Source organism: Jiangella asiatica (genome assembly GCF_004349065.1).
Taxonomy (GTDB): domain Bacteria; phylum Actinomycetota; class Actinomycetes; order Jiangellales; family Jiangellaceae; genus Jiangella; species Jiangella asiatica.
Window position 1 is genome coordinate 1 of record NZ_SMKZ01000035.1, and the last position, 21,464, is coordinate 21,464.

At 71.0% G+C, this 21,464-nt stretch carries 18 protein-coding genes and 1 pseudogene; 10 read left to right on the top strand and 9 right to left on the bottom strand.

Annotated elements, in window-relative coordinates; genetic code table 11:
* Positions 1–246, bottom strand: a pseudogene (locus E1269_RS21400) (plastocyanin/azurin family copper-binding protein); the annotation flags it as partial.
* A gap of 300 nt (positions 247–546) precedes the next feature.
* On the opposite strand from E1269_RS21400, the gene mshA reads away from it, so the two are divergent.
* From mshA to E1269_RS21415, 3 genes are read left to right on the top strand one after another with little or no spacing between them, the layout of a single operon-like run.
* On the top strand, positions 547–1,815 hold the full coding sequence (mshA, locus tag E1269_RS21405; protein ID WP_239000985.1) for a D-inositol-3-phosphate glycosyltransferase: 1,269 nt from the start codon (positions 547–549) through the stop codon (positions 1,813–1,815).
* Positions 1,812–2,306 (top strand): type III secretion system chaperone family protein, encoded by a 495-nt coding sequence (locus E1269_RS21410; RefSeq protein ID WP_131898319.1) that lies wholly within the window; start codon positions 1,812–1,814, stop codon positions 2,304–2,306. The genes mshA and E1269_RS21410 overlap by 4 nt, the downstream gene beginning before the upstream one ends.
* A gap of 9 nt (positions 2,307–2,315) precedes the next feature.
* On the top strand, positions 2,316–3,062 hold the full coding sequence (locus E1269_RS21415; RefSeq protein WP_131898321.1) for a phosphoglyceromutase: 747 nt from the start codon (positions 2,316–2,318) through the stop codon (positions 3,060–3,062).
* Positions 3,063–3,068: 6 nt separating this feature from the next.
* On the opposite strand, the gene E1269_RS21420 is transcribed toward E1269_RS21415, so the two are convergent.
* The 4 genes from E1269_RS21420 to E1269_RS21435 form a co-directional block, all read right to left on the bottom strand.
* Complete coding sequence (locus tag E1269_RS21420) at positions 3,069–3,914, bottom strand: phosphoenolpyruvate hydrolase family protein (protein WP_131898323.1); 846 nt, start codon at positions 3,912–3,914, stop codon at positions 3,069–3,071.
* 169 nt (positions 3,915–4,083) lie between these two features.
* The gene (locus E1269_RS21425) at positions 4,084–4,464 is read right to left on the bottom strand and encodes a cupin domain-containing protein (RefSeq protein ID WP_203433950.1); all 381 of its coding nucleotides are present in this window, start codon (positions 4,462–4,464) and stop codon (positions 4,084–4,086) included.
* A 10-nt stretch (positions 4,465–4,474) separates the two neighbouring features.
* A complete protein-coding gene (locus E1269_RS21430) occupies positions 4,475–5,551 on the bottom strand; it encodes a Gfo/Idh/MocA family protein (protein ID WP_131898325.1) in 1,077 nt (358 codons plus the stop codon).
* Positions 5,552–5,565: 14 nt separating this feature from the next.
* The gene (locus E1269_RS21435) at positions 5,566–5,811 is read right to left on the bottom strand and encodes a hypothetical protein (RefSeq protein ID WP_131898327.1); all 246 of its coding nucleotides are present in this window, start codon (positions 5,809–5,811) and stop codon (positions 5,566–5,568) included.
* Between the two features lie 106 nt (positions 5,812–5,917).
* Here E1269_RS21435 and E1269_RS21440 point away from each other — a divergent pair, with 106 nt between their 5' ends.
* Complete coding sequence (locus tag E1269_RS21440; RefSeq protein WP_131898329.1) at positions 5,918–7,393, top strand: aminotransferase-like domain-containing protein; 1,476 nt, start codon at positions 5,918–5,920, stop codon at positions 7,391–7,393.
* Between the two features lie 12 nt (positions 7,394–7,405).
* The gene (locus E1269_RS21445) at positions 7,406–7,936 is read left to right on the top strand and encodes an SET domain-containing protein (RefSeq protein WP_131898331.1); all 531 of its coding nucleotides are present in this window, start codon (positions 7,406–7,408) and stop codon (positions 7,934–7,936) included.
* 61 nt (positions 7,937–7,997) lie between these two features.
* Here the strand turns inward: E1269_RS21445 and idi are convergent, their stop codons facing one another.
* Complete coding sequence (gene idi / locus E1269_RS21450) at positions 7,998–8,585, bottom strand: isopentenyl-diphosphate Delta-isomerase (RefSeq protein WP_239000983.1); 588 nt, start codon at positions 8,583–8,585, stop codon at positions 7,998–8,000.
* A gap of 127 nt (positions 8,586–8,712) precedes the next feature.
* On the opposite strand from idi, the gene betC reads away from it, so the two are divergent.
* A complete protein-coding gene (gene betC / locus E1269_RS21455; protein WP_131898335.1) occupies positions 8,713–10,203 on the top strand; it encodes a choline-sulfatase in 1,491 nt (496 codons plus the stop codon).
* A gap of 123 nt (positions 10,204–10,326) precedes the next feature.
* Positions 10,327–12,129 carry an AfsR/SARP family transcriptional regulator gene (locus E1269_RS21460; RefSeq protein WP_131898337.1) on the top strand — a complete coding sequence of 601 codons (1,803 nt, stop codon included), beginning with the start codon at positions 10,327–10,329 and terminating at the stop codon, positions 12,127–12,129.
* A gap of 18 nt (positions 12,130–12,147) precedes the next feature.
* Here the strand turns inward: E1269_RS21460 and E1269_RS21465 are convergent, their stop codons facing one another.
* Complete coding sequence (locus E1269_RS21465; protein ID WP_338033585.1) at positions 12,148–12,855, bottom strand: ANTAR domain-containing protein; 708 nt, start codon at positions 12,853–12,855, stop codon at positions 12,148–12,150.
* Positions 12,856–12,950: 95 nt separating this feature from the next.
* Between E1269_RS21465 and E1269_RS21470 the strand changes: the two genes are divergently transcribed.
* Together E1269_RS21470 and E1269_RS21475 are read left to right on the top strand one after the other, a co-directional pair.
* Positions 12,951–13,556 (top strand): TetR/AcrR family transcriptional regulator, encoded by a 606-nt coding sequence (locus tag E1269_RS21470; RefSeq protein ID WP_131898341.1) that lies wholly within the window; start codon positions 12,951–12,953, stop codon positions 13,554–13,556.
* A gap of 185 nt (positions 13,557–13,741) precedes the next feature.
* Entirely contained in the window at positions 13,742–14,497 is a 756-nt protein-coding gene (locus tag E1269_RS21475; protein ID WP_131898343.1) for a GAF and ANTAR domain-containing protein, read from the top strand.
* A 20-nt stretch (positions 14,498–14,517) separates the two neighbouring features.
* Here E1269_RS21475 and E1269_RS21480 read toward each other — a convergent pair whose 3' ends face one another.
* Positions 14,518–15,783 (bottom strand): Dyp-type peroxidase, encoded by a 1,266-nt coding sequence (locus E1269_RS21480; RefSeq protein ID WP_203433951.1) that lies wholly within the window; start codon positions 15,781–15,783, stop codon positions 14,518–14,520.
* The gene (locus E1269_RS21485) at positions 15,780–16,559 is read right to left on the bottom strand and encodes a hypothetical protein (protein WP_131898345.1); all 780 of its coding nucleotides are present in this window, start codon (positions 16,557–16,559) and stop codon (positions 15,780–15,782) included. Before E1269_RS21485 ends, E1269_RS21480 begins: the two co-directional genes overlap by 4 nt.
* Positions 16,560–16,927: 368 nt before the next feature.
* Here E1269_RS21485 and E1269_RS21490 point away from each other — a divergent pair, with 368 nt between their 5' ends.
* Positions 16,928–21,268 (top strand): DUF7927 domain-containing protein, encoded by a 4,341-nt coding sequence (locus E1269_RS21490; protein WP_162606555.1) that lies wholly within the window; start codon positions 16,928–16,930, stop codon positions 21,266–21,268.
* The last annotated feature ends 196 nt before the right edge of the window (positions 21,269–21,464 follow it).

Here is a 21,464-nt window from a genome sequence, read left to right on the forward strand (position 1 = left end):
CAGCTGTGTATAAGAGACAGGCGTCGTGGCGGGAGTCGGCGTCGCGGTCGGTGTCGGAATCGGGGTCGCCGTCGGGGTCGGGGATTCCTCCGGCGACTGCGTCGCTTCGCGGCCAGAGCCGGCCGGCGCGGCCGATGCCGGCTCGTCGCCACCGAGGCGGTTCAGGCCGAACACGACGGCCGACACCACGGCGGCGACGAGCAGGACCGCGAACACGCCCAGTCCGGCTTTCCTGCCTCGCGTCACGATGTTTCCTCCCCCTCAAACCGGCGCCCCGTCGACGCCGCTCCCACCCAGAAAGACTCGTGATGCCCGGACAAGGTTGCCCCGGAGGCGGCGCAATTTGTATCACGAATAGGTATCGAACGTTCAGCGGTATCACGGGCGAAGGCGGTCGCCGGTCCCCTCGCTGTTGTGTTCGTTCCGCGCACCGTTTCCGCAATGATCATCAATGGTGATGTCAGGTGGCGGCCCGCAGCCGCGCGACGGCTCGCGGGAACGTCCCGGGGAATGTCCGCGGGTCGGTGTGCGGTTGTGCCGACCGTGATGCCGGGCAGAGGCCGACCGCGCCGGGTGGCGATGCTCAGCGTGCACACGTCGCCGCTGGAACAGCCGGGTGCCGGCAACGCCGGCGGCCTCAATGTCTACGTCGTCGAGCTGGCCCGGCGGCTGGCCGCGCGCGATGTCGAGGTGGAGGTGTTCACCCGGGCCACGGCGTCGGACCAGCCCGCGCGGGTGGAGACGATGCCGGGTGTGACGGTCCGGCACGTGGCCGCGGGTCCGTACGAGCTGCTGCCGACGGCGGAGGTCCCGGCCCAGTTGTGCGCGTTCACGGCGGGGGTGCTGCGGGCCGAGGCGCGCCACGAACCCGGCTGGTACGACCTGGTGCACTCGCACTACTGGCTGTCCGGCCACGTCGGCTGGCTGGCCTCGCTGCGGTGGGGTGTGCCGCTTGTGCACTCCATGCACACCATGTCGAAGGTCAAGAATGCCGCGCTCGCCGAGGGTGATGTTCCCGAGTCGCCGGAGCGCGAGCTGGGCGAGGAGCAGGTGGTGGCCGCCGCCGACCTGCTGGTCGCGAACACCGACGAGGAAGCTGATCAGCTCACGACGCTGTACGGTGCGGTGCCGCAGCGGGTCGTGACCGTGCCGCCGGGCGTGGACCTCGACCGGTTCGCCCCGGCGTCGCGGGCGGCGGCACGGGCCCGGCTGGGTCTGCCGCGTGACGCGGTCGTGCTGCTGTTCGCCGGCCGCATCCAGCCGCTCAAGGCACCCGACGTGCTGGTGCGTGCGGCGTCGCTGCTGATCGCCGCGGATCCCGCGCTGCGCGACCGGCTCGTGGTGGCGGTGGTGGGAGGTCCGTCCGGCCCGCTTGGCGACACCGCCCATGGCCTGACCCGGCTGGCCCGCACCCTGGACGTCGACGACGTCGTCCGGTTCGAGCCGCCGGTGGACCAGTCCGCGCTGGTCGACTGGTTCCGGGCCGCGGACCTGACCGCGGTGCCGTCGTACAGCGAGTCGTTCGGTCTGGTGGCGTTGGAGTCGCAGGCCTGCGGCACGCCGGTGGTCGCCGCCGCGGTCGGCGGCCTGCGCACGGCCGTATCCGACGGCTTCTCCGGTGTACTGGTCGAGGGGCACGACCCGGCGGACTGGGCCCGCGTGCTCGGCGGGCTCATCGCCGACCCGGCCCGGCGGCGCGCGCTGGGTGCCGGCGCCGTCGCGCACGCCGCCCGGTTCGGCTGGGACGGGACGGCCGACCGTATGCTCGACGTCTACGCGCGAGCGATCCGGCGTCGGCAGATGGTGACCGCATGAGTGATCAGCAGGCCCCAGCGGCGGTGGTCCGCGACTACCTCGCCGGCACCGGCCAGCCCTGGGAGGAGTCGGCGCCCGGCACGTTCTCCGTCGAGCTGCCCGGCGAGCGCAAGCTGAAGACGTCGTGCGGGCTGGCCGTACGCGACCACAGCCTCGTCGTCAACGCCTTCGTCGCGCGCCGGCCGGACGAGAACCACGAGGCGGTGTTCCGCTGGCTCCTGGAGCGCAACGCCCGGCTGTCCGGTATGGCCTTCGCCGTCGACGGCGTCGGCGACATCTATCTGGTCGGCCGGCTGCCACTGCACGCCGTCACCGCCGACGAGCTCGACCGGCTCCTCGGCGTCGTGCTGGACACCGCCGACGGCTCGTTCAACACGATCCTGGAGCTCGGGTTCTCCTCGTCGATCCGGCGGGAGTGGGCCTGGCGCCTGTCGCGCGGCGAGTCCACCCGCAACCTAGCCGCTTTCGAGCACCTGCGACCGCCCCCGTAAGCTGACCGCATGACCTTTCGGCTGGTGCTGCTCCGCCACGGCGAGAGCGAATGGAACGCGAAGAACCTCTTCACCGGCTGGGTCGACGTCGACCTCACGGCCGCCGGCGAGGACGAGGCCAGGCGCGGCGGCGAGCTGCTGAAGTCACGCGGCGTGCTGCCCGACGTCGTACACACCAGCGTGCTGCGGCGGGCCATCCGCACCGCCAACATCACCCTCGACGTCGCCGAGCGGCACTGGGTCCCGGTGCGCCGGTCGTGGCGGCTCAACGAGCGCCACTACGGCGCGCTGCAGGGCAAGGACAAGAAGCAGACGCTGGCGGAGTTCGGCGAGGAGCAGTTCATGCTCTGGCGCCGCTCGTACGACACCCCGCCGCCGGCCATCGACCCGGACGACGAGTTCGCCCAGACCGGCGACCCGCGCTACGTCGACCTACCGCCGGAGCTGCTTCCGGCGACGGAGTGCCTGAAGGACGTGCTGCACCGGTTCCTGCCGTACTGGTACGACGCCGTCGTGCCCGACCTGCGCCTGGGCCGCACGGTCGCCGTCGTCGCGCACGGCAACTCCATGCGCGCGCTCGTGAAGCACCTGGACGACATCTCCGACGACGCCATCGCCGGGCTGAACATCCCCACCGGCGTGCCGCTGCTGTACGAGCTGGACGACTCCATGCGCCCGGTCACGCGGGGCGGCGAGTATCTCGATCCCGACGCCGCCGCTGCCGCCATCGAGGCGGTCAAGAACCAGGGCCGCTGACGGCGGTCATCCCTGCGGGACCGCGGGGCGGATGGCGCTGAACTCCGCGACGGTCGCGGCGATCGCGCTCTCCACCGGTAGCCGCTCCATCGACGAGGCGCCGTAGAAGCCGTCGACCTCGGGGCACCGGTCGACGACGAAGCGCACGTCGGCCGGCGCCGAGATGGGGCCGCCGTGGCACAGCACCAGCACGTCGGGCCGGACCGACCGGGCCGCCGCGGCCCACTGCGAGATCAGCGGCACGCAGTCCTCCAGCGTCCGGGCCGACTCCGCGCCGATGGTTCCGCCGGTGGTCAGGCCCAGGTGCGCCACGACGACGTCCGCGCCGGCCTCGGTCATCGCGACCGCGTCATCGGCGGAGAAGACGTACGGCGTGGTGAAAAGGTCCATGGCCGCGGCCTGCCGGATCAGCTCGACCTCGAGGTCGTAGCTCATGCCGGTCTCCTCGAGGTTGGCGCGGAACGTGCCGTCGATCAGCCCTACGGTCGGGAAGTTCTGCACCCCGGAGAACCCCATCGCGGCCAGCGACGGCAGGAACACCGCGGGGTCGTAGAACGGGTCGGTGCCGTTGACACCTGCCAGTACGGGCGTGTCACGCACCACCGGCAGGACCTCGCGGGCCATCTCGACGACGATGTCGTTGGCGTTGCCATAGGCGAGCAGCCCCGCCAGCGACCCCCGTCCGGCCATCCGGTAGCGGCCGGAGTTGTACAGCACGATGAGGTCGATGCCGCCGGCCTCCTCGCACTTGGCCGACAGCCCGGTGCCGGCGCCGCCGCCGATCACCAGCTCGCCGCGGGCTCGCTTGGCGCGCAGTCTCGCGAGAATTTCGGCACGGTCGAATCGGGGCATGTCAGCGCTCTCCTCTCGGGGCCGCTGTGGCCACGAGGCGTCCAGGCGGGACGCCATGGCCGCGGCGAACTCGGGGTCGTTCACGGCGTGGTCCAGCTCGACGATGTCGACGACGGACCGGTCGGCCTGCGACCGTACCGCGTCGAACAGGGCCTCGTCGGAGACACTGTCACTCCCCGACGGCTTGCCGGTCGGCGGTGGAGAAGGCGATGACGAAGATCGCCTCGTCGGTGCCGACGTTGCGGGCGTTGTGCCAGGCGCCGGTGGGGATGCTGATGGTGTCGCCCGGGCCCATCCGCACCAGCTCGTCGTCGAGGCTGTGCTCGATGGTGCCCTGCAGAACGTGCAGCACCTCGTCGCAGTTGGGGTGGAAGTGCCGCGGGTTGGCCTGGCCTGGCGCGATGTGGCAGCGGCCGACGGTCATGGCGTCGGAGTTGCCCAGCGCGCCGGACACCATCCACACCAGCCGGCCCCAGGGCTGCTCCTCGGCGACCGCGTCGCTGGTGCGGGTCAGCCGGACCTCGTGCTGGACCATGTCGAACTCCTCCATGCCGCGGTACTCACCTCTCGATGGTCGTGACGGTGCCCGGTTCGGTGCGCCGGTAGGCCTCGTAGAGCCGCATGATCAAGCGCACGTCGGCGAGTGTCCCCTTCGTGGGTGGGGTCCCCTTCAGCACCGCCGTGCAGAAGTGCAGGATCTCCGGGACGTAGCCCAGGTAGAAGAGGTTCTTGTTGTAGAGCTGGCCGAGGGAGAACTCCGGCTCCCAGGTCAGCGGCGCCACGTCGTCGTCGACGACGAACGACGCGCTGCGCCCGTACGGCAGCGACGCGCCGCGTCGGTAGTACGTCAGCCGCACGCCGTTGTCGACGACGACGTTCGCGCCCTCGCCGACCACCTCGACCCGTTCCAGCGGGCTGGTGACGGCCGAGCCGGCGGTGAGGTGCAGCGTCCCGATGGCGCCGGAGGCGAACCGGAGGCTGGTCACACTGGCTCCAGTGCGCGGCTCCCACTCGTACGACATCCGCTCCACCGGGCCCATCAGGTGGTGCAGCACCGCGGCCGGGTGATAGATGTGGTCGAGGAAGCCGATCATGTGGCGGCCGTCGTTCCGGTTCGGCATCGCCGGCAGGCCCTGCGGGTAGCGCACCGAGATCGACGACGGCGTGCCGAACTCCTCGCTGTCCAGGATCTCCTTCACCTTCTCGACGGCCGGGGTGAAGATCTTCTTCAGCCCGGTCATCACGTACCGCCCGGCACCGGTCGCGGCGGCCGCCAGCGCGTCCAGCCGGGCCAGGCTGGACGCCGTCGGCTTCTCCATCCAGACGTGGGCTCCGGCGCGCAGCGCGTCCTCGGCCAGCGCCGTGGCCTGGACGTCCCCGTCGCCGGTGTAGCTGGTCACGACGAAGACCGCGTCCGGCCGCTCCCGCTCGAGCATCTCCCGGTGATCGGTGTAGGAGGCGGGCGCGCCGAACGATCGCGCGTAGGTGCTGGCGCGGTCGCCGTCGACGTCGCACACCGCGACCAGGTCGACGGGCGCGTACTGGAACGCCGGGTACACGTTGCGGTAGGAGTGGCCGCCGGCTCCGATGAACGCGCAGCGGATCCGCTCGGGGTACTCGAACTGGTAGGTCACCATGTCGGGTGGGTTCCTCACTTCAGGGCGCCGGCGACGAGCCCGCGCGTGAACTCCTCGACGCTGGCCGCGGTGTAGGCGAAGTCCGGCCCGATGATCCGCAGCGCCGACGACGTGCCCCGGGCCGCGTCGACGGCCTGGTGCCGCCGTCCGGCGCGGACACCGTCGCTCGAGCCGCGATCGTGATCGACAGAGCCAGCAGCCAGCCGGCCGTGAGCCGTCCGCGGATGGGCGACATGCCGACTCCTCTCCGTCGGTGCCAATTCGACGCGCTGTTGGGCCTGGTGCGTCCGGTGGCTGTGTGGTGCGCTAGATTGGCAGGACTTTCGTGACGCATGCCATAGCCAAAACGCCGGAATTGGACTCTGGTTGGATACGCAGAAGAAATATTCGGCCAACCGTCTGGCCCGGATGATCGTGGAGACCGGCGCCAAGTCCGGTCCCCTGTACCACCGGCTGAGCACCAGCATCGCCGAGCTGATCGACCGCGGTGAGCTGCCGCCGCTGGCGGTGCTGCCGTCCGAACGCGCCCTCGCCGATGCTCTGCTCCTCAGCCGGACCACGGTGGTGACGGCGTACCAGACGCTGCGCGAGGCTGGCCGGCTGGAGCGACGTCGCGGCAGCGGCACCTGGGTGCGTTCCGGTGCGCCCGGCGGCGAGCGCGAGACCGTCTCCGGCGACCTGCTGGCCGGTGACCACGTGGCCTCGCCGTTCCTCAATGGCCCGCTGGCCACGATCGACTTCGCCAACGCCGCATTGCCCAGCCTCGACCTGGTCGCGGACGTGGCGGCCGGCCTCACCCACGACGACTACCGGCGGCTGGGCAGCGCGCACCACGGCTACCACCCGCGCGGCCTGCCGGCACTGCGCGAACGGGTCGCCGGCTGGTACTCCGGGCTGGGCACACCGACCACGCCGGACGAGGTGCTGATCACCTCCGGTGCCCAGCAGGCGCTGGAGCTGATCGCGCGCGGCTGCCTGCAGCCCGGCGACGGCGTCGTCGTCGAGGAGCCCACCTACCGCGGCGCGCTGGAGGCTTTCGCGCACACCGGCAGCCGTATCCGGACCGTCCGCGCGGACCAGGACGGTATGGACGTCGGCGCTCTGGAGCAGATGCTGGCCGCCCGGACGCCGCGGCTGGTCTACGTCCAGGCGGTGGCGCACAACCCGACCGGCGCGGTGCTCGCGGAGGAGCGCCGCCGCCGGCTCGCCGCGGCCGTACAGGCCTCGTCAGCGGTGCTCGTCGACGACACGTCGCTGGCCGGCACGGTGTTCCGCGGGCCGGCGCCAGCGCCGATCCTGGGCAGCGGTGATCGCATCGTCACGGTCGGCTCCATGAGCAAGCTGTTCTGGGGTGGCCTGCGGATCGGCTGGATCCGGGCCTCGGCGCGGGTCACGTCGAGACTGGCACAGGTGAAGGGCGTGACCGACCTGGGGACCTCGCTGGTCAGCCAGGAGATCGCGCTGCGCTTGCTCGACCGGGTGGACGAGGCGGCCGCGGCCCGGCGGGAGTCGCTGGCGGCCGGGTTCGAGCTGTTGACCGGGTTGCTGTCCGAGCACCTGCCGGACTGGACCTGGCGGGAGCCGCGGGCCGGCGCCTCGCTCTGGGTCCGGCTGCCCAATGGCGACGCGACGCACCTGGCGCAGGTGGCACTGCGGTTCGGGGTGGCACTGCTGCCCGGTGCGGTCTTCTCTGCCGACCGGCACACCGACGACCACACCCGGCTCCCGTACGCCCTGCCGCCCGAGGTGCTGCGGGAGGGCGTGCTTCGGCTGGCGCGGGCGTGGCGGGCCTATGCCGAGGGCGGTCTGCGGGAGGTCTCGTTGACGACGGCGATCACCTGAGAGGGTTGGCGGGTGGCGACGGTGCCGGAACCGGACTGCTGGCTCAGTTCCGAGATGGAGCCGCGGGCGTCGGACATCGAAGGTTGGGGCCTGTTCGCGCGGGTCGAGCTGCCGGCGGACGCCCTCGTGGCACGCTTGGGCGGCCGGCTCGTTGCCGACGACGAGCTGCGTGCGCTCTTCGCCGACCCGGCCACCGGCTACGTCGACACCGTCTCCGTCGGCGACGGCGTCAACCTGGTCCTGCCGCCGGGTTCGCCGCTGCACTGGGGCAACCACTCGTGCGAGCCGAACCTGTGGTGGGAGGACCCGTACGCGCTGCGGACACGGCACGCCGTGCCGGCCGGCGCCGAGCTCACGCTGGATTACGGCACCGTCACCGACGATGCGGGCTACGAGCTCGCCTGCCGGTGCGGCACGGCGAGCTGCCGTGGCACCGTCACCGGCACGGACTGGCGGCGCCCGGAGCTGCGGGCCGTCTACGGCGACCACTGGGTGCCGGTGCTGCGCGAGCGCATCGCGGCCGCCGCTCGGAGCCGGCCGTGAGCCTCGTCGAGCTCTCACCGACCAGGCCCGGGCGCAGTTCGGCTGCCTGGACTCCGCGTGATCAGGTCCGGGCCGCCGGGGGCAGCGCGGCCCAGGGGGCTGCCGGCCAGTCGCGGGGGTCGTCCGGCAACGAGGCCAGCGTCGGCACCTGCTCGGCGCACCACGGCGACACCTCGCGCCGGCCGGCCAGCACCGCGTCGCGAAAGCCCGGCCACGGTTCCCACGTGTGGTCGCCGACCTCGGAAGGGTCCGGCACCGGCTCGCCGTCCGCGACCGCCGCGAAGACCGGGCAAATCTCGTTCTCGACGACGCCGTTGGGCATGACCGCGCGGTAGCGGAACGCCGGCAGCACCGGCCGCAGCCCGCTGAGCCGGAGCCCCAGCTCGTCGGCCGCTCGCCGCTCGACCGCGGATCGCATGTCCTCGTCCGGGCCGGGGTGGCCGCAGAAGCTGTTGGTCCATGATCCCGGCCAGGTCGTCTTCGCCGCCGCGCGCCTGGTCACCAGCAGCGCGCCGGCGTCGTCGAACACGTAGCAGGAGAACGCCAGGTGCAGCGGCGTCGCCCGGTGGTGGACCTCGCGCTTGAGCGCGGTGCCGACCGACTCGCCGCGCTCGTCGAGCAGCACGACGCGTTCTTCAGCAGCGCTCACATGCCACTCCTTTGCGGCCGGCCGACCGTGGAAGGATGCCTGAGAGCCGGCTGCTGCGGCAAACACGCCGCCGGCCCATGACCAGTACCGCGCCGCGATCCCGTGCCCGTCAGGAGGCCGTCCCGTCATGCCCTCGCCCGCGCAACCGAACATCGTCGTGATCATGGCCGACCAGCTGGTGCCGTTCCTCACCGGCGCGTACGGCCACCAGGTGGTCCGGACGCCGAACCTGGACCGGCTGACCGAGCGCGGCGTGCGCTTCGACGCCGCCTACACGCCGAACCCGTTGTGCGCGCCGGCTCGGGCGGCGCTGATGACCGGGCGGTACGCGTCGTCGATCGGCTGCTTCGACAACGCCGCGCCGTTCCCTGTCGACGAGCCCACCATCGCCCACCTGCTCACCAACGCCGGCTACGAGACGGCGCTGTGCGGCAAGATGCACTTCGTCGGGCCGGACCAGCTGCACGGTTTCCGGCACCGCCTCAACCCCGACATCTTCCCCGCCGGCATGGACTGGGTCCCGACGGTGGACGAGCACGGCCGCTTCCCACGTGGCGGGCACGCGCACTCATACGTCCCGCCGGAGGTGGGCGTGCGGCCGTGGACCAAGTTCCTCACCTACGACGAGGAGACGGCGTTCCGCGCCACCGAGTTCATCCGGGAACGCGCCAGGCGCCCGGCGGCGGAGCCGTTCTTCCTGCTGGCGTCGTTCCATCACCCGCACGACCCGTTCCACGTCACCGAGGAGCTGTGGAACCTGTACGACGGTGCGCCGATCGACTTGCCCGAAGCGTGGGACGGCATCGATCGGTCGGCCCTGGACCGCTGGCTCGACGACGCGCACGACACCTCCGGGGTCGATCTCGCGGACCCCGATGCGATGCGGGCGCTGCGCCGGGCCTACTACGGACTGGTCACCTATGTCGACCGGAAGGTAGGGGAGATCGTCGACGCGTTGGACGCGACCGGTCAGCTGGCCGACACCGTCGTTGCTTTCACCAGCGATCACGGCGACATGCTGGGCGAACGAGGCATGGTGCAGAAGCGCTGCTTTTACGAGTGGTCGGCACGGGTACCGCTGATCATCTCGTTTCCCGATGGACGCGGCGCCGGCAGCCGGGTCGTCACGCCGGTGTCGATGATGGACCTCGCGCCCAGCCTCGTCGACCTGGCCGGTGTCGCTCCGCGGGACCGGACGCCGATGGACGCCGAGAGCCTGCTGCCGCTGCTCGACGGCGACCGTGGCGGCAGCGACGATGCCCGGGCCGGTGCCCGCGTCGTGTACTCGGAGTACCACGCCGAGAAGGTCCACGCGCCGGCGTTCATGGTGCGTCGCGGCGACCACAAGTACGTGCACATCCACGGCCACGGTTCTCAGCTGTTCGACCTGTCCACCGATCCGTCGGAGCGGCACGACCTCTCCAGCCATGCCGTTGCCGCCGGCGTCCGGGCCGAGCTGCACGCCCTGCTCACCGAGCGGTTCGATCCTGCGACGCTGCACACCGCCGCTGCCCGCAGCGTCCGCCGTCGCGAGCTGGTCAAGAACGCGATGCGGCGCAACGGTACCCGCTGGGACCACGTGCCGCCGCTCGCCGCAGACGACCGCTATGTCCGCTGACCGCACGGCCACGGGGATCACGCGGCTGGTCACCCCCGGACTGTAGCCAGCCGGCGCGATCGGCGGCACAATCGAGACGGGCCGGCGTACCGCCGCCGGGCGCGCCCGGCTCGCGGGGGGAGCATGTTGACCATCCGGCTGCTGGGCCGGCCGGCCATCGAGCACGACGGCCGGCCGGGCCGGTCGCCGCGCGGACGCAAGGCGTGGGCCCTGCTGGCCTACGTGCTGCTGTCCGAGCGCCCGCCGAGCCGGCAGCGGCTGGCGGAGCTGCTGTTCGGCGAGGCCGACGATCCGTTGGGTGCGTTGCGCTGGACGCTCGCGGAGCTGCGCCGCTCGCTCGGCCGGTCCGACGTGCTGACCGGCGATCCGGTCGGCGGGCTCGAGAATGTCGTCGTCGACGTCGGCGTCGCCGCCGACCAGCTGGCCGATCCGGCCCCCCTGCTGGACGCCGCCGGCGAGCTGCTCGAAGGCGTCTACCTGCCGTACAGCCCGGAGTTCGAGTCGTGGCTGTCGGTGGAGCGCTATCGGGTCGCCGGGATGGTCGAGGCGCGGTTGCGGCAGGCGGCGGTCGCGCTGCTTGCCGCGGGCCGGGCGGGCGAGGCGCTGCGGTACGCCCAGCGGGCGGTCCTGAGCAACCCCGTCGATGAGGGCAACCACGAGCTGCTCGTTCGCAGCCTGGCGATGACGGGGGACGGGGTCGCCGCGCGGCGCCAGGTGGCGCTGGCCGAGGACGTGCTCCGGCGTGAGCTGGGCGTCACAGCCTCCGCGGCGCTGCACGACGCGGCGACCGTTGGCATCGAGTCGGGCCGGACACCGCCGCTGGGTGGGCGGTCGGCCGCGCTGAGCCAGCTCGAGGCCGGGCGCGCGGCGATCGTCGCCGGCGCCGTCGACGCGGGCGTCCAATGCCTGCGCCGGGCGGTGGTGGAGGCGGGCCGGACCCGCGACACCGCGCTGCGCGCTCGCGCCCTGGTCGCCCTGGGTGCCGCGCTGGTGCACGCCGTTCGTGGACGGGACCAGGAGGGCGCGCTGGTTCTGCACGAAGGACTCGACCACGCCACCAGGGCCGGTGACCGCGCCCTCGCCGTGACCGCCCAACGCGAGCTGGGCTTCGTCGAGGTGCAGGCCGGTCGGCGGGCGACGGCGGACACCTGGCTCGCGTCGGCGCAGATGCTCGCCACCGACGACGCCGAGCTGGCCGGCATTCTTGGCGTGCGCGGCCAGAACGCGTCCGACGTCGGCGACTATCCGGAGGCCTTCGCACATCTGGGCGAGTCGATCGAGCGGGCCCGCCGGTGCGGCGACGACAGGCAGCGGGCGTGGTCGCAGTCGATCCTGGCGCGGGCGCACTTGCTCCGGTCCGAGCACAGCCAGGCCGCGGTCGCACTGGCCGACTGTCTCGACGTGGTGCGGGCGCAGCGGTGGATGGTCTTCCTGCCCTGGCCGCAGACGCTGCGCGCGGAGCTCGACCTGCGCGCCGGCGACTTCGAGACGGCCGCGGACACACTCGAGCGGGCCTGGACCCTTGCCTGTCAGGTGGGCGACCCCTGCTGGGAGGGCATGGCCGCCCGCGGCCTCGGGCTGCTCAACGCCGGCCGTGGCGACGACGCGGCCGCGACCGGCTGGCTCGGCGAGGCCACGGTGCGGTGCAACCGGATGCCCGACCGTTACCACTGGCTGCACGCACATGTGTTGGATACCGCGATCGAGGTGGCATTGGACCGCGACGAGCCGGAGCGGGCCGGGCCGCTGGTGGCGACCCTGGCGCCGCTGGCCGCCCGGTGCGAGCTGCGCGAGCTGGTGGTCCGGGCGCAGGTGCACCGGCACCGGCTAGGCGATCCGACGGCGCTCAGGTCGGCCCGGTCGCTGGCGGCCGACATCGACAATCCGGCGCTGGCCGGCTTGCTCGCCGAGCAGCCGCTCGTATGAGCCAGGGGTGGGTGACGGTCAGGCCGCACTGTGGTGGGTGGCGACGATCTGGCGGGCGTGCTCGCTGAGGGTGATCTTCCGCTCGCGCGCGCCGTTGCGCAGCATGGCGAAGGCGGCATCGGGATCCAGGGAATGACGCTCGATGAGGATGCCTTGGGCTTGGCCGATGGCCTGGCGGGCGTCGATGGCACGACGCAGCCCGGACTCGTGCTGGGCGGCGGCCAGCGCGACCGAGGCGTGCTGGGCGTAGAGGCGGGCGACGGTGGCGGTGTCGGCGGCGAACGCGCCGCGCCGGGTGGCGTAGACGTCGAGCGCGCCGATGGCCGACGTCGTCGTCCCGATGCGGAACGACAGGGCGCTGCGCAGGCCCGTGTCGACGACGTGGTCCCGCCAGCGCATCCAGCGGTCCTCCGCGGACACGTCGTCGACGACGATGTGTCCGGCGTGCGACATGGCGGACAGGGCCGGGCCCTCGCGGTGCTCCAGCTGCAGTAGATCGGCCTGTTCCGCGGTAGGGCTGGTCGAGATGACGACCGTGCGTCGACCCCGCTTGATGATCATGGCGGCTCCGTCTGCGCCGGTCAGTGCCTGCGCGTGGCGCAGGATGCCGTGACAGGTACGTTCGACGTCAGGCTCGCGATGCAGATCAGCCGCCAGGGTGGCTAGCCCCGAGGAGAGGCTCAGCTTCACGGTGCACCTCCGGGTCAGGTGACGACTCTGCGTCACTGTACAGACAAGTCCGTCTCTTGTACAGACGGTTCTGTCTATGCTGGCCAGACGGTTCTGTCTTCTTGGCCGATTCGAGGGTAATATGAGGCGTCATGCACGCCCAGGAAACGGTCGGCACCGCGTTGAGCGCGCGCGAGCGCATCCTGAGCACGAGCTACCGATTGTTCGCCCGCCGGGGCGTCAACGGGGTGGGTGTGGACGAGGTCATCGAGCGCTCGCACGTGGCCAAGGCCACCTTCTACCGGCACTTCCCGTCGAAGAACGATCTTGTGCTGGCCTACCTGGATCGGCGCGAGCAGGACTGGACGCACGGGCTGGTCGAGCAGGAGTCCGAGGCCCGCGGAGACACCGCCGAAGAGCGGCTGCTGGCCATCTTCGACGTGTTCGACGAATGGTTCCACAGCGACGAGTTCGACGGCATCGCGTTCATCACCGTGCTGCTGGAGATGGGCAAGGACCATCCGCTGGGGCAGGCCAGCATCCAGCACCTGGCCAACCTGCGCGCCATCACCCGCGGCCGGGCGGAGGAGGCCGGGCTGCGCGAACCGGAAGAGTTCGCGCGGGCCTGGCACATCCTGATGAAGGGCTCCATCATCGCCGCGCTCGAGGGTGACACCGGCGCAGCAAAGCGGGCCAAGGCCATGGCCCGCAGCCTGATCGACCAGCACCGCACGACCACCCCCGCGCCCTCCCCGTGATCATGTCCCCTCGCGGTCACTGAGCGACCGCCAGGGAACATGATCACGGTGGTCTGCTACGGTTCCGGCAGCGGTTGGGAGGTCAGCCGGCGGCAAATCGTGCCGCAGTGCGCTTCGTCCTTCCATGGGGTCTACATGGCTCGTCCCCGCTTCGCCCTCTCCGGGCCCATCGCCCACCGTGCGTGGTGAGCGGGCCCGTCCCACCGTCCGATCACGAGAATGGGTCCGACAGCGCCGTCGCCTGGAATCGATCGGACATCGCGGGCCGGCTCGCCGCCGTCGCCGTCCAGCTCTCCCTCCAGTCAGAAGTGGAGGGTGCCCTGCGCACAGCTGTCGAGCAGCTGGTCGACCTGGCCGGCTGCGACGCCGCCGCGGGCGTGCTGTTCGCGCCGCGCCGGTGGCGCCTGCACACCGCGTTCGCCACCGCGGAACTGGCCGAGCTCGCCGATGCGCTGCAGGTCCGGCTCCGTGAGGGCCCGGCCGTCACCGCCATCAGTACCCGCGCCGTGGTCGTCGTCGCGGACACGCGGGACGATGCGCGCTGGACCAGTTGGGCGCCGCTCGCCACGAAGGCCGGCGTGCGCGGCGTGGTGGCGGTGCCGCTCGACCTCGGCTCACACCTGACCGGCGCCGTCACGGCCTACTGGGCAACGGTGCACCAGCCGCTCCCCGAGGCCGTCGCGGCGGCCGAGGCGCTGGCCCGGCACACCTCCATCGCGCTGACGGCCGCCCGCGAGTCATTCACCCTGCGGGAGGCGATCGAGGCCAGGCACCGGATCGGGGTGGCGCAGGGCATCCTGATGGAGCGCTACGGGCTGGAGGCACGGCAGGCGTTCGACGTGCTGCGCCGCTACTCCCGGGACAACAACGTCAAGCTCGGCCTGGTGGCGCGCGAGGTCATCGAGACACGGTCGCTGCCAGGGTCGGCGTCCGGCCCGTGACGGCGACCCGGGGGGCCGGCTCACGGGAGGGTCGCGCCGAGCGGGCGGGCGCCGTCGAAGCCGGGCAGGATGAGGAACGTGCCGCTCCCGGTCGCGGTCACGTACTCGCTGAGCGCGTCGGTCTCGTCGAGCCGGAACTGGGTCTGGGCGAACGTGCGCAGGTCGCGCTGGAAACAGATGAACAGCAGGCCGGCGTCGGCGACCCCGCCGGTGGCACCGTCGTCGAAGGCGTAGCCGCGGCGCAGCATCAGGTGGCTGCCGGTGAACGACGGGTGCGCCGCCCGCACATGCGACCGCGCCGGCGTGACGTACTGCCCGTCCGGGGTCTTCGCCAGCAGGTCCGCCTCGTCCGACGGCCCGCCGCCGGACAGCGGCGAACCGTCGTGCCGGTACCGCCCGATGACGGCCTGCTGGTGCTCGAGCGACTCGGCGGCGAACGCGGTCGTGTCCAGCCGGAGCCGCCGAACGACGCAGACGGTACCGCCGGCCAGCGGTCCGTCCGGGATCCACACATGCTCGGCCAGCTCGTCGTCGCCGTGCGGGACGATGACGCCGTCGTGGAAGCCCAGCGGGTTGCGCGCCACGGTGCCGGTGCCGGGTGCACGGAACCCGCGCTGCGACCACCGGATCGATGTGCCGGGGACCGTACCGGTCAGCCAGCGCGCGGCCTGGTGGACGTCGTTCGGGTCGCTGCCGTACACCGCGATCAGCAGGTCCCCGCCGGTGCGGTCGGCCGGCAGGGCGTCGTCGCCTGCGAACGCGGGCAGCGCCTGCGCGCCGGGCAGCTCCGGGTCGAGTGCCGCGACCACCCGCGGCCCGAGGCCGACGGTGACCGTGAGGTCGCCCGGCCCGTCGAGCAGCCCGCTGGTTTCAGCTTGATCGTCGCTGGTCAACGACGCGATCGACCGGCCGAGCGCGGCACAGAGCTCACGGAGCCCGACGCGGTAGGCCTCGTCGGCGGCCCCGGGAGCCGGGACGTCCGCGAGATCGAGCACGACCAGCATCCCGTGCGGTTGCGGCGTGCCGGGCCGGGCGATTCCGGCCTGGTGCTCGCCGGCGGCCTCGACGGCCGCGGCTCGGCGTGGGTCGGTCCCGCCGGGTGCGCTGACCGCCCGCGCGCCGTCACCGTCGTCGCCGTCCTCGCGGGATGCCGCCGACGACGCCAGCACGCCTGCGGTGAGCCCGGCTCCGGCGCCGAGGCCGGCGGCCATCGCGCCGCGCAGGAGGTCGCGCCGGCGGGTGCCGGCCGAGGTCGGTGGTGTTGGCGGGTGCTCGCTGTCCATCATCCGCCCGTCGTGGTGGCGAGGAACTCGTCGGCGAAGCTGACCTCGGCCGCCGCGTCGCCGAGGTCGATCACGGTCCAGTCGCCGGCGCCGCCGAGGCGGACCTCCATGCGCCGCAGCACGCTGTCGCCGTCGACCCAGTACCGCAGCGTGGCGTCGCTGCCGTCGCCAGCAGCCGTCGAGGTCGCGGGGTCGTAGACGCGGTCCTCGGTGGGGCCGGCGACGACGTCCACCGTCACGCCGGCCAGCTCGTCGGAGCGCAGCCATCGCGCGTCGGTCTGCTGGAGCAGCAGCGCGTTGTCGGGCCGGTCGTTGCCGGCCTGCAGCACGACGGCCAGCGTCGCGTGCAGCCGCGACTCGGCGGGCGCGAGCGTCGACGACGTCCACGCGGCGTCGTCCGGTGGCGGCAACGGCGGCCCGTCATCGGTGGCCGGCCCGGCGGGCTCGTGGCTGGTGATGCTCGACGCCGTCCACGCCGCCAGCAGCGGGTCGCCGCCGTCCTCGCTGACATTTGCGTAGCCGACGTGCCCGACGAAGTCGACCCAGCCGTCGACGGTGAACGTGCGGCCGCCGTCGACGACCTCGAACTCCACCGACCTAACCCCGGTCGTGTAGTTCCCGTAGCGCATCATCGACAGCCGCTGAGCCTCGTCACCGGTGAGTGGCCGCGGCTCGTCGGCGACGGTGGTGGTCGAGCCGGCCTCTGGACCCGGGTCGTCATCGGCGCAACCCGCGAGCACCACGATGACCAGGGCCGTCAGCGCGGCGGCGATCTTCATGGCAGCGAGTGTAGGTAAACGCGATCAGTCGTGATGTGCCGTTTGCAGACTTCGCCACGTTGCTCACAAGCGCTAAAACGTGATCTGCGTCACACTGCGTGCGGATCGTGCGGGCCGCCGACTCCTAAGAGTCAGCGCCGTCATCTACCCGTCGCCGGGCGTGCTTCACAGGCGGAGGGCCGTCGGCGCTGGCGTGACGACAGCTACGGGAGGACGTGCCAGTGAGATCGCTGCGGAGACCACGCGTCAGCCGGTCAGGCGACGACCAATTGCGACGAAGGGCAATGCGGACACCGGGACCCGGAGGCTCGCTGACATCGCCGGGTGCGTGGCGGCGGCCACTGTCGCTGAGCTTGGTGCTGGCGCTGATGTCGAGCCTTCTCGTGTTGCTCGGCGGCGCGACCATGGCGCAGGCGGCGACGCCGGTGTACGAAATCCACGGCGACTGGGTGAATGTGTCGCCGCCGGTCTCCCGGGGTACCCCGGTGGTGGCTGAGTGGCGGGTGAACGTCAACGACGCCGATGAGCCGCCGAGCAACGACCCGGTAGAGAACGCCACGGCGACGTTCACGGTGGACAAGGCGTTCTTCGACGACATCCCGGACCTGTGCTTGACCGAGGGTGTGGATCCGCCGTCGAGCATCTCCGAAGACGGGATGACGTTGACGTGCAACTTCGGCCCCGTCAAGATGGGCACGGCGATCGTGGTGCAAACCCCGGTGGTCGCCAACGGCAGCACGGGCGAGGAGATCGTGCTGGACGGCACATCGCCGAGTGGCGAGAACGTGGAGCTGCCGCCCGTTCTGATCGAGAACCCGTTCGTGATGGACATGCAGTGGACCGGAACCACCGACTACGAGAGGTGGGACGACCCCTACGACCCCCACTATGTGGATGTCGATCTGCAATGGTCCCTGCGACTGGGTAAGGGCTCCGACCCCGGGCCCACCGACCCGATCACCTTCCGGCTGAACGTCGCCGCGAAGGACGGGTCCAACGTGCCGCAGGCGGTGCAGGTGGGATTCCATCCCCCGAATGCGGGCGTAGAAGACAACTGGAATAAGGAGGGCTGCACGTCGTACGACTTCGCGCAGGCCGACGGGCATCCTTACTCGAGCAACCCGCCAGCGGCCCGGCACACGAACTTCGTCGGCGGCTGCACGCTGACCCAGGTCGGCCCTACGGCCTTCGACCTCACGCTCAGCGGGATCAACTATGACCTCACCAACGTGCCGGAGGTGGACTCCCTTGGCCACCCGCTGCCACCCAACTGGGACTACGTAGCCAGCGGTTCTGTCTGGTTCCGGGTGACGACCCAGGCCGCCGGGACGATCAGTCTGTCGATGGCCCCGGAAACGTATGAGGCGCCCACCGGGCAGTCGTACGACGATCTGCCTGGCAACAACACCTCCAACAAGGTGTACACGCTGCCCGGCGGCTTCCGGGCAGGATACTGGCGGCCGTACACCGGTTCCGGTGGAACGCCGAACGACAACACGTATCGGGTCCCGGCCGGCACTACGGTCAACCAGTGGGTCAACACCGTTTTCGACTCCGACCAGGTGGACCCGGACACTCAGTACGGCAACTGCCTCGTATTCGACCCCACGTACATGACGGCCGTGGAGCCTCCAGCCGACGCGCCGTACGCGCAGATCCGCGGCCTGATCCGAGCCGGCAACCCGGGCTATCCGGACCAGAGTGGCCAACCGCTGAACAATCCACCGCCGATCTGGTACTACACCGGCGGCGTGGGCGACCCGAACGCGTTCGACTGTTTCACCGGCGGTGGCTGGTCGACGACGCCGCCGGCGGACATAGGGACGGTGACCGCGGTCCGAATCCTCTATCCGCACTCGCTTCCCCGCGACGAGGGCGTCGACGGCATCCAGCTCAACTGGTACACGCGAGTCAACGATGACGCGCCCGTGGGTGAGGACGCCTGGATGTACGGATCGGCGCTGCGCAACGGGAACACACTCGGTCCCGGAGAGCCCTGGGACTCGCAGCAATGGGCCCCAGCACCCGAGGGCGCCGAGCACGCCTACACCAACGGACGCCGCGACTTCCTGCAGATCGTCCTCGCGGAGCCGTACATCGAGAAGTCCGCGGCCGAACCGACGGTGACGCCGGGTGTGCCGGCGGACTTCACGCTGACGTACTCGGCCACCGGCGCGGGCCTCGTTCCGCCTACCGTCGATGGCTACCAGATCGTCGACACGTTGCCGGTGGGCATGACCTACAAGCCTGGGTCGGCCGACCCGGAGCCGACCGTGACGATGAACGGACAGAACCAGCAGATCCTGACCTGGACACTTGATGACGTGGCGACGAACGTCGAGCACGAGCTGACGTACCAGGCGACGGCGGATTCGAGCATCCCGCCGGGCACGCCGCTGACGAACACGGCGCAGTCGAGCCTGGCCGGTGCGGATTCGGCACCGGTCGAGGAGACGGTGACGACGACCACGAACGGTTACACGACGATCCTCAAGACCTCCGACGTGGAGTACATCCCGAACCGGAACGGGGACGGTGTGGGGACCGGGTCGTGGACCGTGACCATCGAGTCGCACGACCCGATCACGCAGGCGTTCACCGACACCATCGACATCCTGCCGTACAACGGCGATGGACGTGGGACGTCGTACTCCGGTACCTACACGCTGGACGAGGTGGTGACGCCGGACGGCGGCACGGTCTACTACACCGACGCCGACCCTACGACGCTGACGGACGACCCGCTGGATGAGCCCAACGGTGCCCCGGGCGCTCCGTCGGACCTGTGGACGACGGAGCGGCCGGAGAACCCGACCGCGATCCGGGTGATCGGCGGGGAGCTCGTGTCCGGTGAGTCGTTCTCGTTCCAGGTGGTCATCTCCACCGACGGCGCGGAGCCGCGCGATGTCTATGTCAACCAGGCACAGGCACGCGCCGAACACACCGAGCTGGTGATGCGCACCTCGGCATCGCTGGTGGTCACCGACTACATCACCGAGAAGTCGTCGGACCCCGAGGACGGGTCCACGGTGAAGCCGGGTGACACCATCACCTACACCGTGACGGTGACGCAGGTCGGTGACGTGCCGTCGGGTGCGGTGTTCACGGACGACGTGTCCGATGTCTTGGACGACGCCGTCTACAACGACGACATCGCCGCGGACATCGGCACCGCGACGTTCGAGGACGGTGTGATCACCTGGGAAGGTGAGATCCCGGTTGGAGAGATCGCTACGATCACCTACTCGGTGACGGTGAAGGACGCGACCGAGTTGGACGAGGGCGACAGCAACACGTTCCTCCACAACCAGGTCGAGTCTCCGGGGTGTGTGGACGAGGAGTCCTGCGACACCGAGCACCCGGTCGGCTACTACACGGTGTCCAAGACCGCTGACCCGGCACCGGGTGAGACGGTGGGCATCAACGACGTCGTGACATACCACGTGCAGGTCATCCAGAAGGGCGAAGGGGCCGTCGAGGGCGCGTTCCTCGACGATGACCTGACCGCGGTGCTGGACGACGCCACCTACAACGACGACGCCACAGCGACGTCCGGTGAGGTGTCGTACGAGGAGCCGACGCTGAGCTGGGCCGGTGACCTCGCCGTCGGTGAGGTCGTCGATCTCACGTACTCGGTAACGGTGACCGGTGAGGGTGACTACCAGCTCGCCAACGTGGTGACGTCGATCTGCCCGGAGGACGACCCGGATTGCCTCGAAGGTATCTGTGTGCCGGCGCCGGACGAGAATCCGGACTGCCAGACGATGCACCCGATCGGCGACTACGAGGTCGAGAAGACCTCGGACCCGGTCGACGGCTCACAGGTGGAGGTCGGTGACGTCGTGGAGTACACGGTCACCGTGACGCACGTAGGCGCCGCAGACGTCGCCGCTACGTTCGACGACGACCTGTCGGCGGTCTTGGACGACGCCACCTACAACGACGACGCGCAGGCATCGGCCGGCGAGGTGTCGTACGCGGAGCCAACCCTGACGTGGGCCGGCGACCTCAGCGAGGGCGACGTGGTGACGGTGACCTATTCGGTGGCGGTGACCGCCGACGGTGACCGGCATCTGAAAAACGTCGTCACGACGCCGGGTGACTGTGTCCCGGCCGAGGGTCAGGACGAGGCGTGCACAACAGAGCACATCAACGGCGCCTACACGTTCTCGAAGACGTCCGACCCTGAACCAGGTTCTGAGGTCGAGGAGGGTGAGGTGGTGACGTACACGGTTACCGTCGAGCAGGTCGGCACCGCTCCCGTCGAGGATGCCATCGTGGTCGACGACCTCTCCCAGGTTGCTGAGGTGGCGGACTGGAACGACGACGCCACGGCGACGTCGGGCCAGGTGAGCATGGACAACGAGGAGCTCACCTGGACCGGAGACCTCGAGGTGGGTCAGGTCGTGACGATCACCTACTCGGTGACCGTCGGTGACGAAGCCGACGCCACTATGCGCAACGTGGTTACCAGTCCCGACGACCGCGGAGAGTGTGTCCCGGCGGCGGACGGCAACCCCGACTGCGAGACCGAGCATCACACGCCGGGTGCCGGGCCGGACCTGCCCGACACCGGTACCAACCTCACCACCTGGTTCCTCATCAGCGGGCTGATCCTGCTGATCGGCGGGCTGGCCCTCGCGGCCTCGGTCCGCCGGCGTCAGGTGGCCACGGACGGAAGGAGCATCGGCCCCGACGATCTGATCTGAACCGCACCTGCGTCGTGCCCCGGCCTCACCCGAGGCCGGGGCACGACGCTGCTCGGTGGTCGGTTTCCGCCGCATCCGTAGGGTTTGGCTGATCGTCAAACGTGATCCGCGTCACAATGCGTGCTGATCGTGCCGGCCACCAACTCCTAACAGTCAGCGCCCGTCATCTACCTGCCGCCCGGCAGGCCGCTCGACA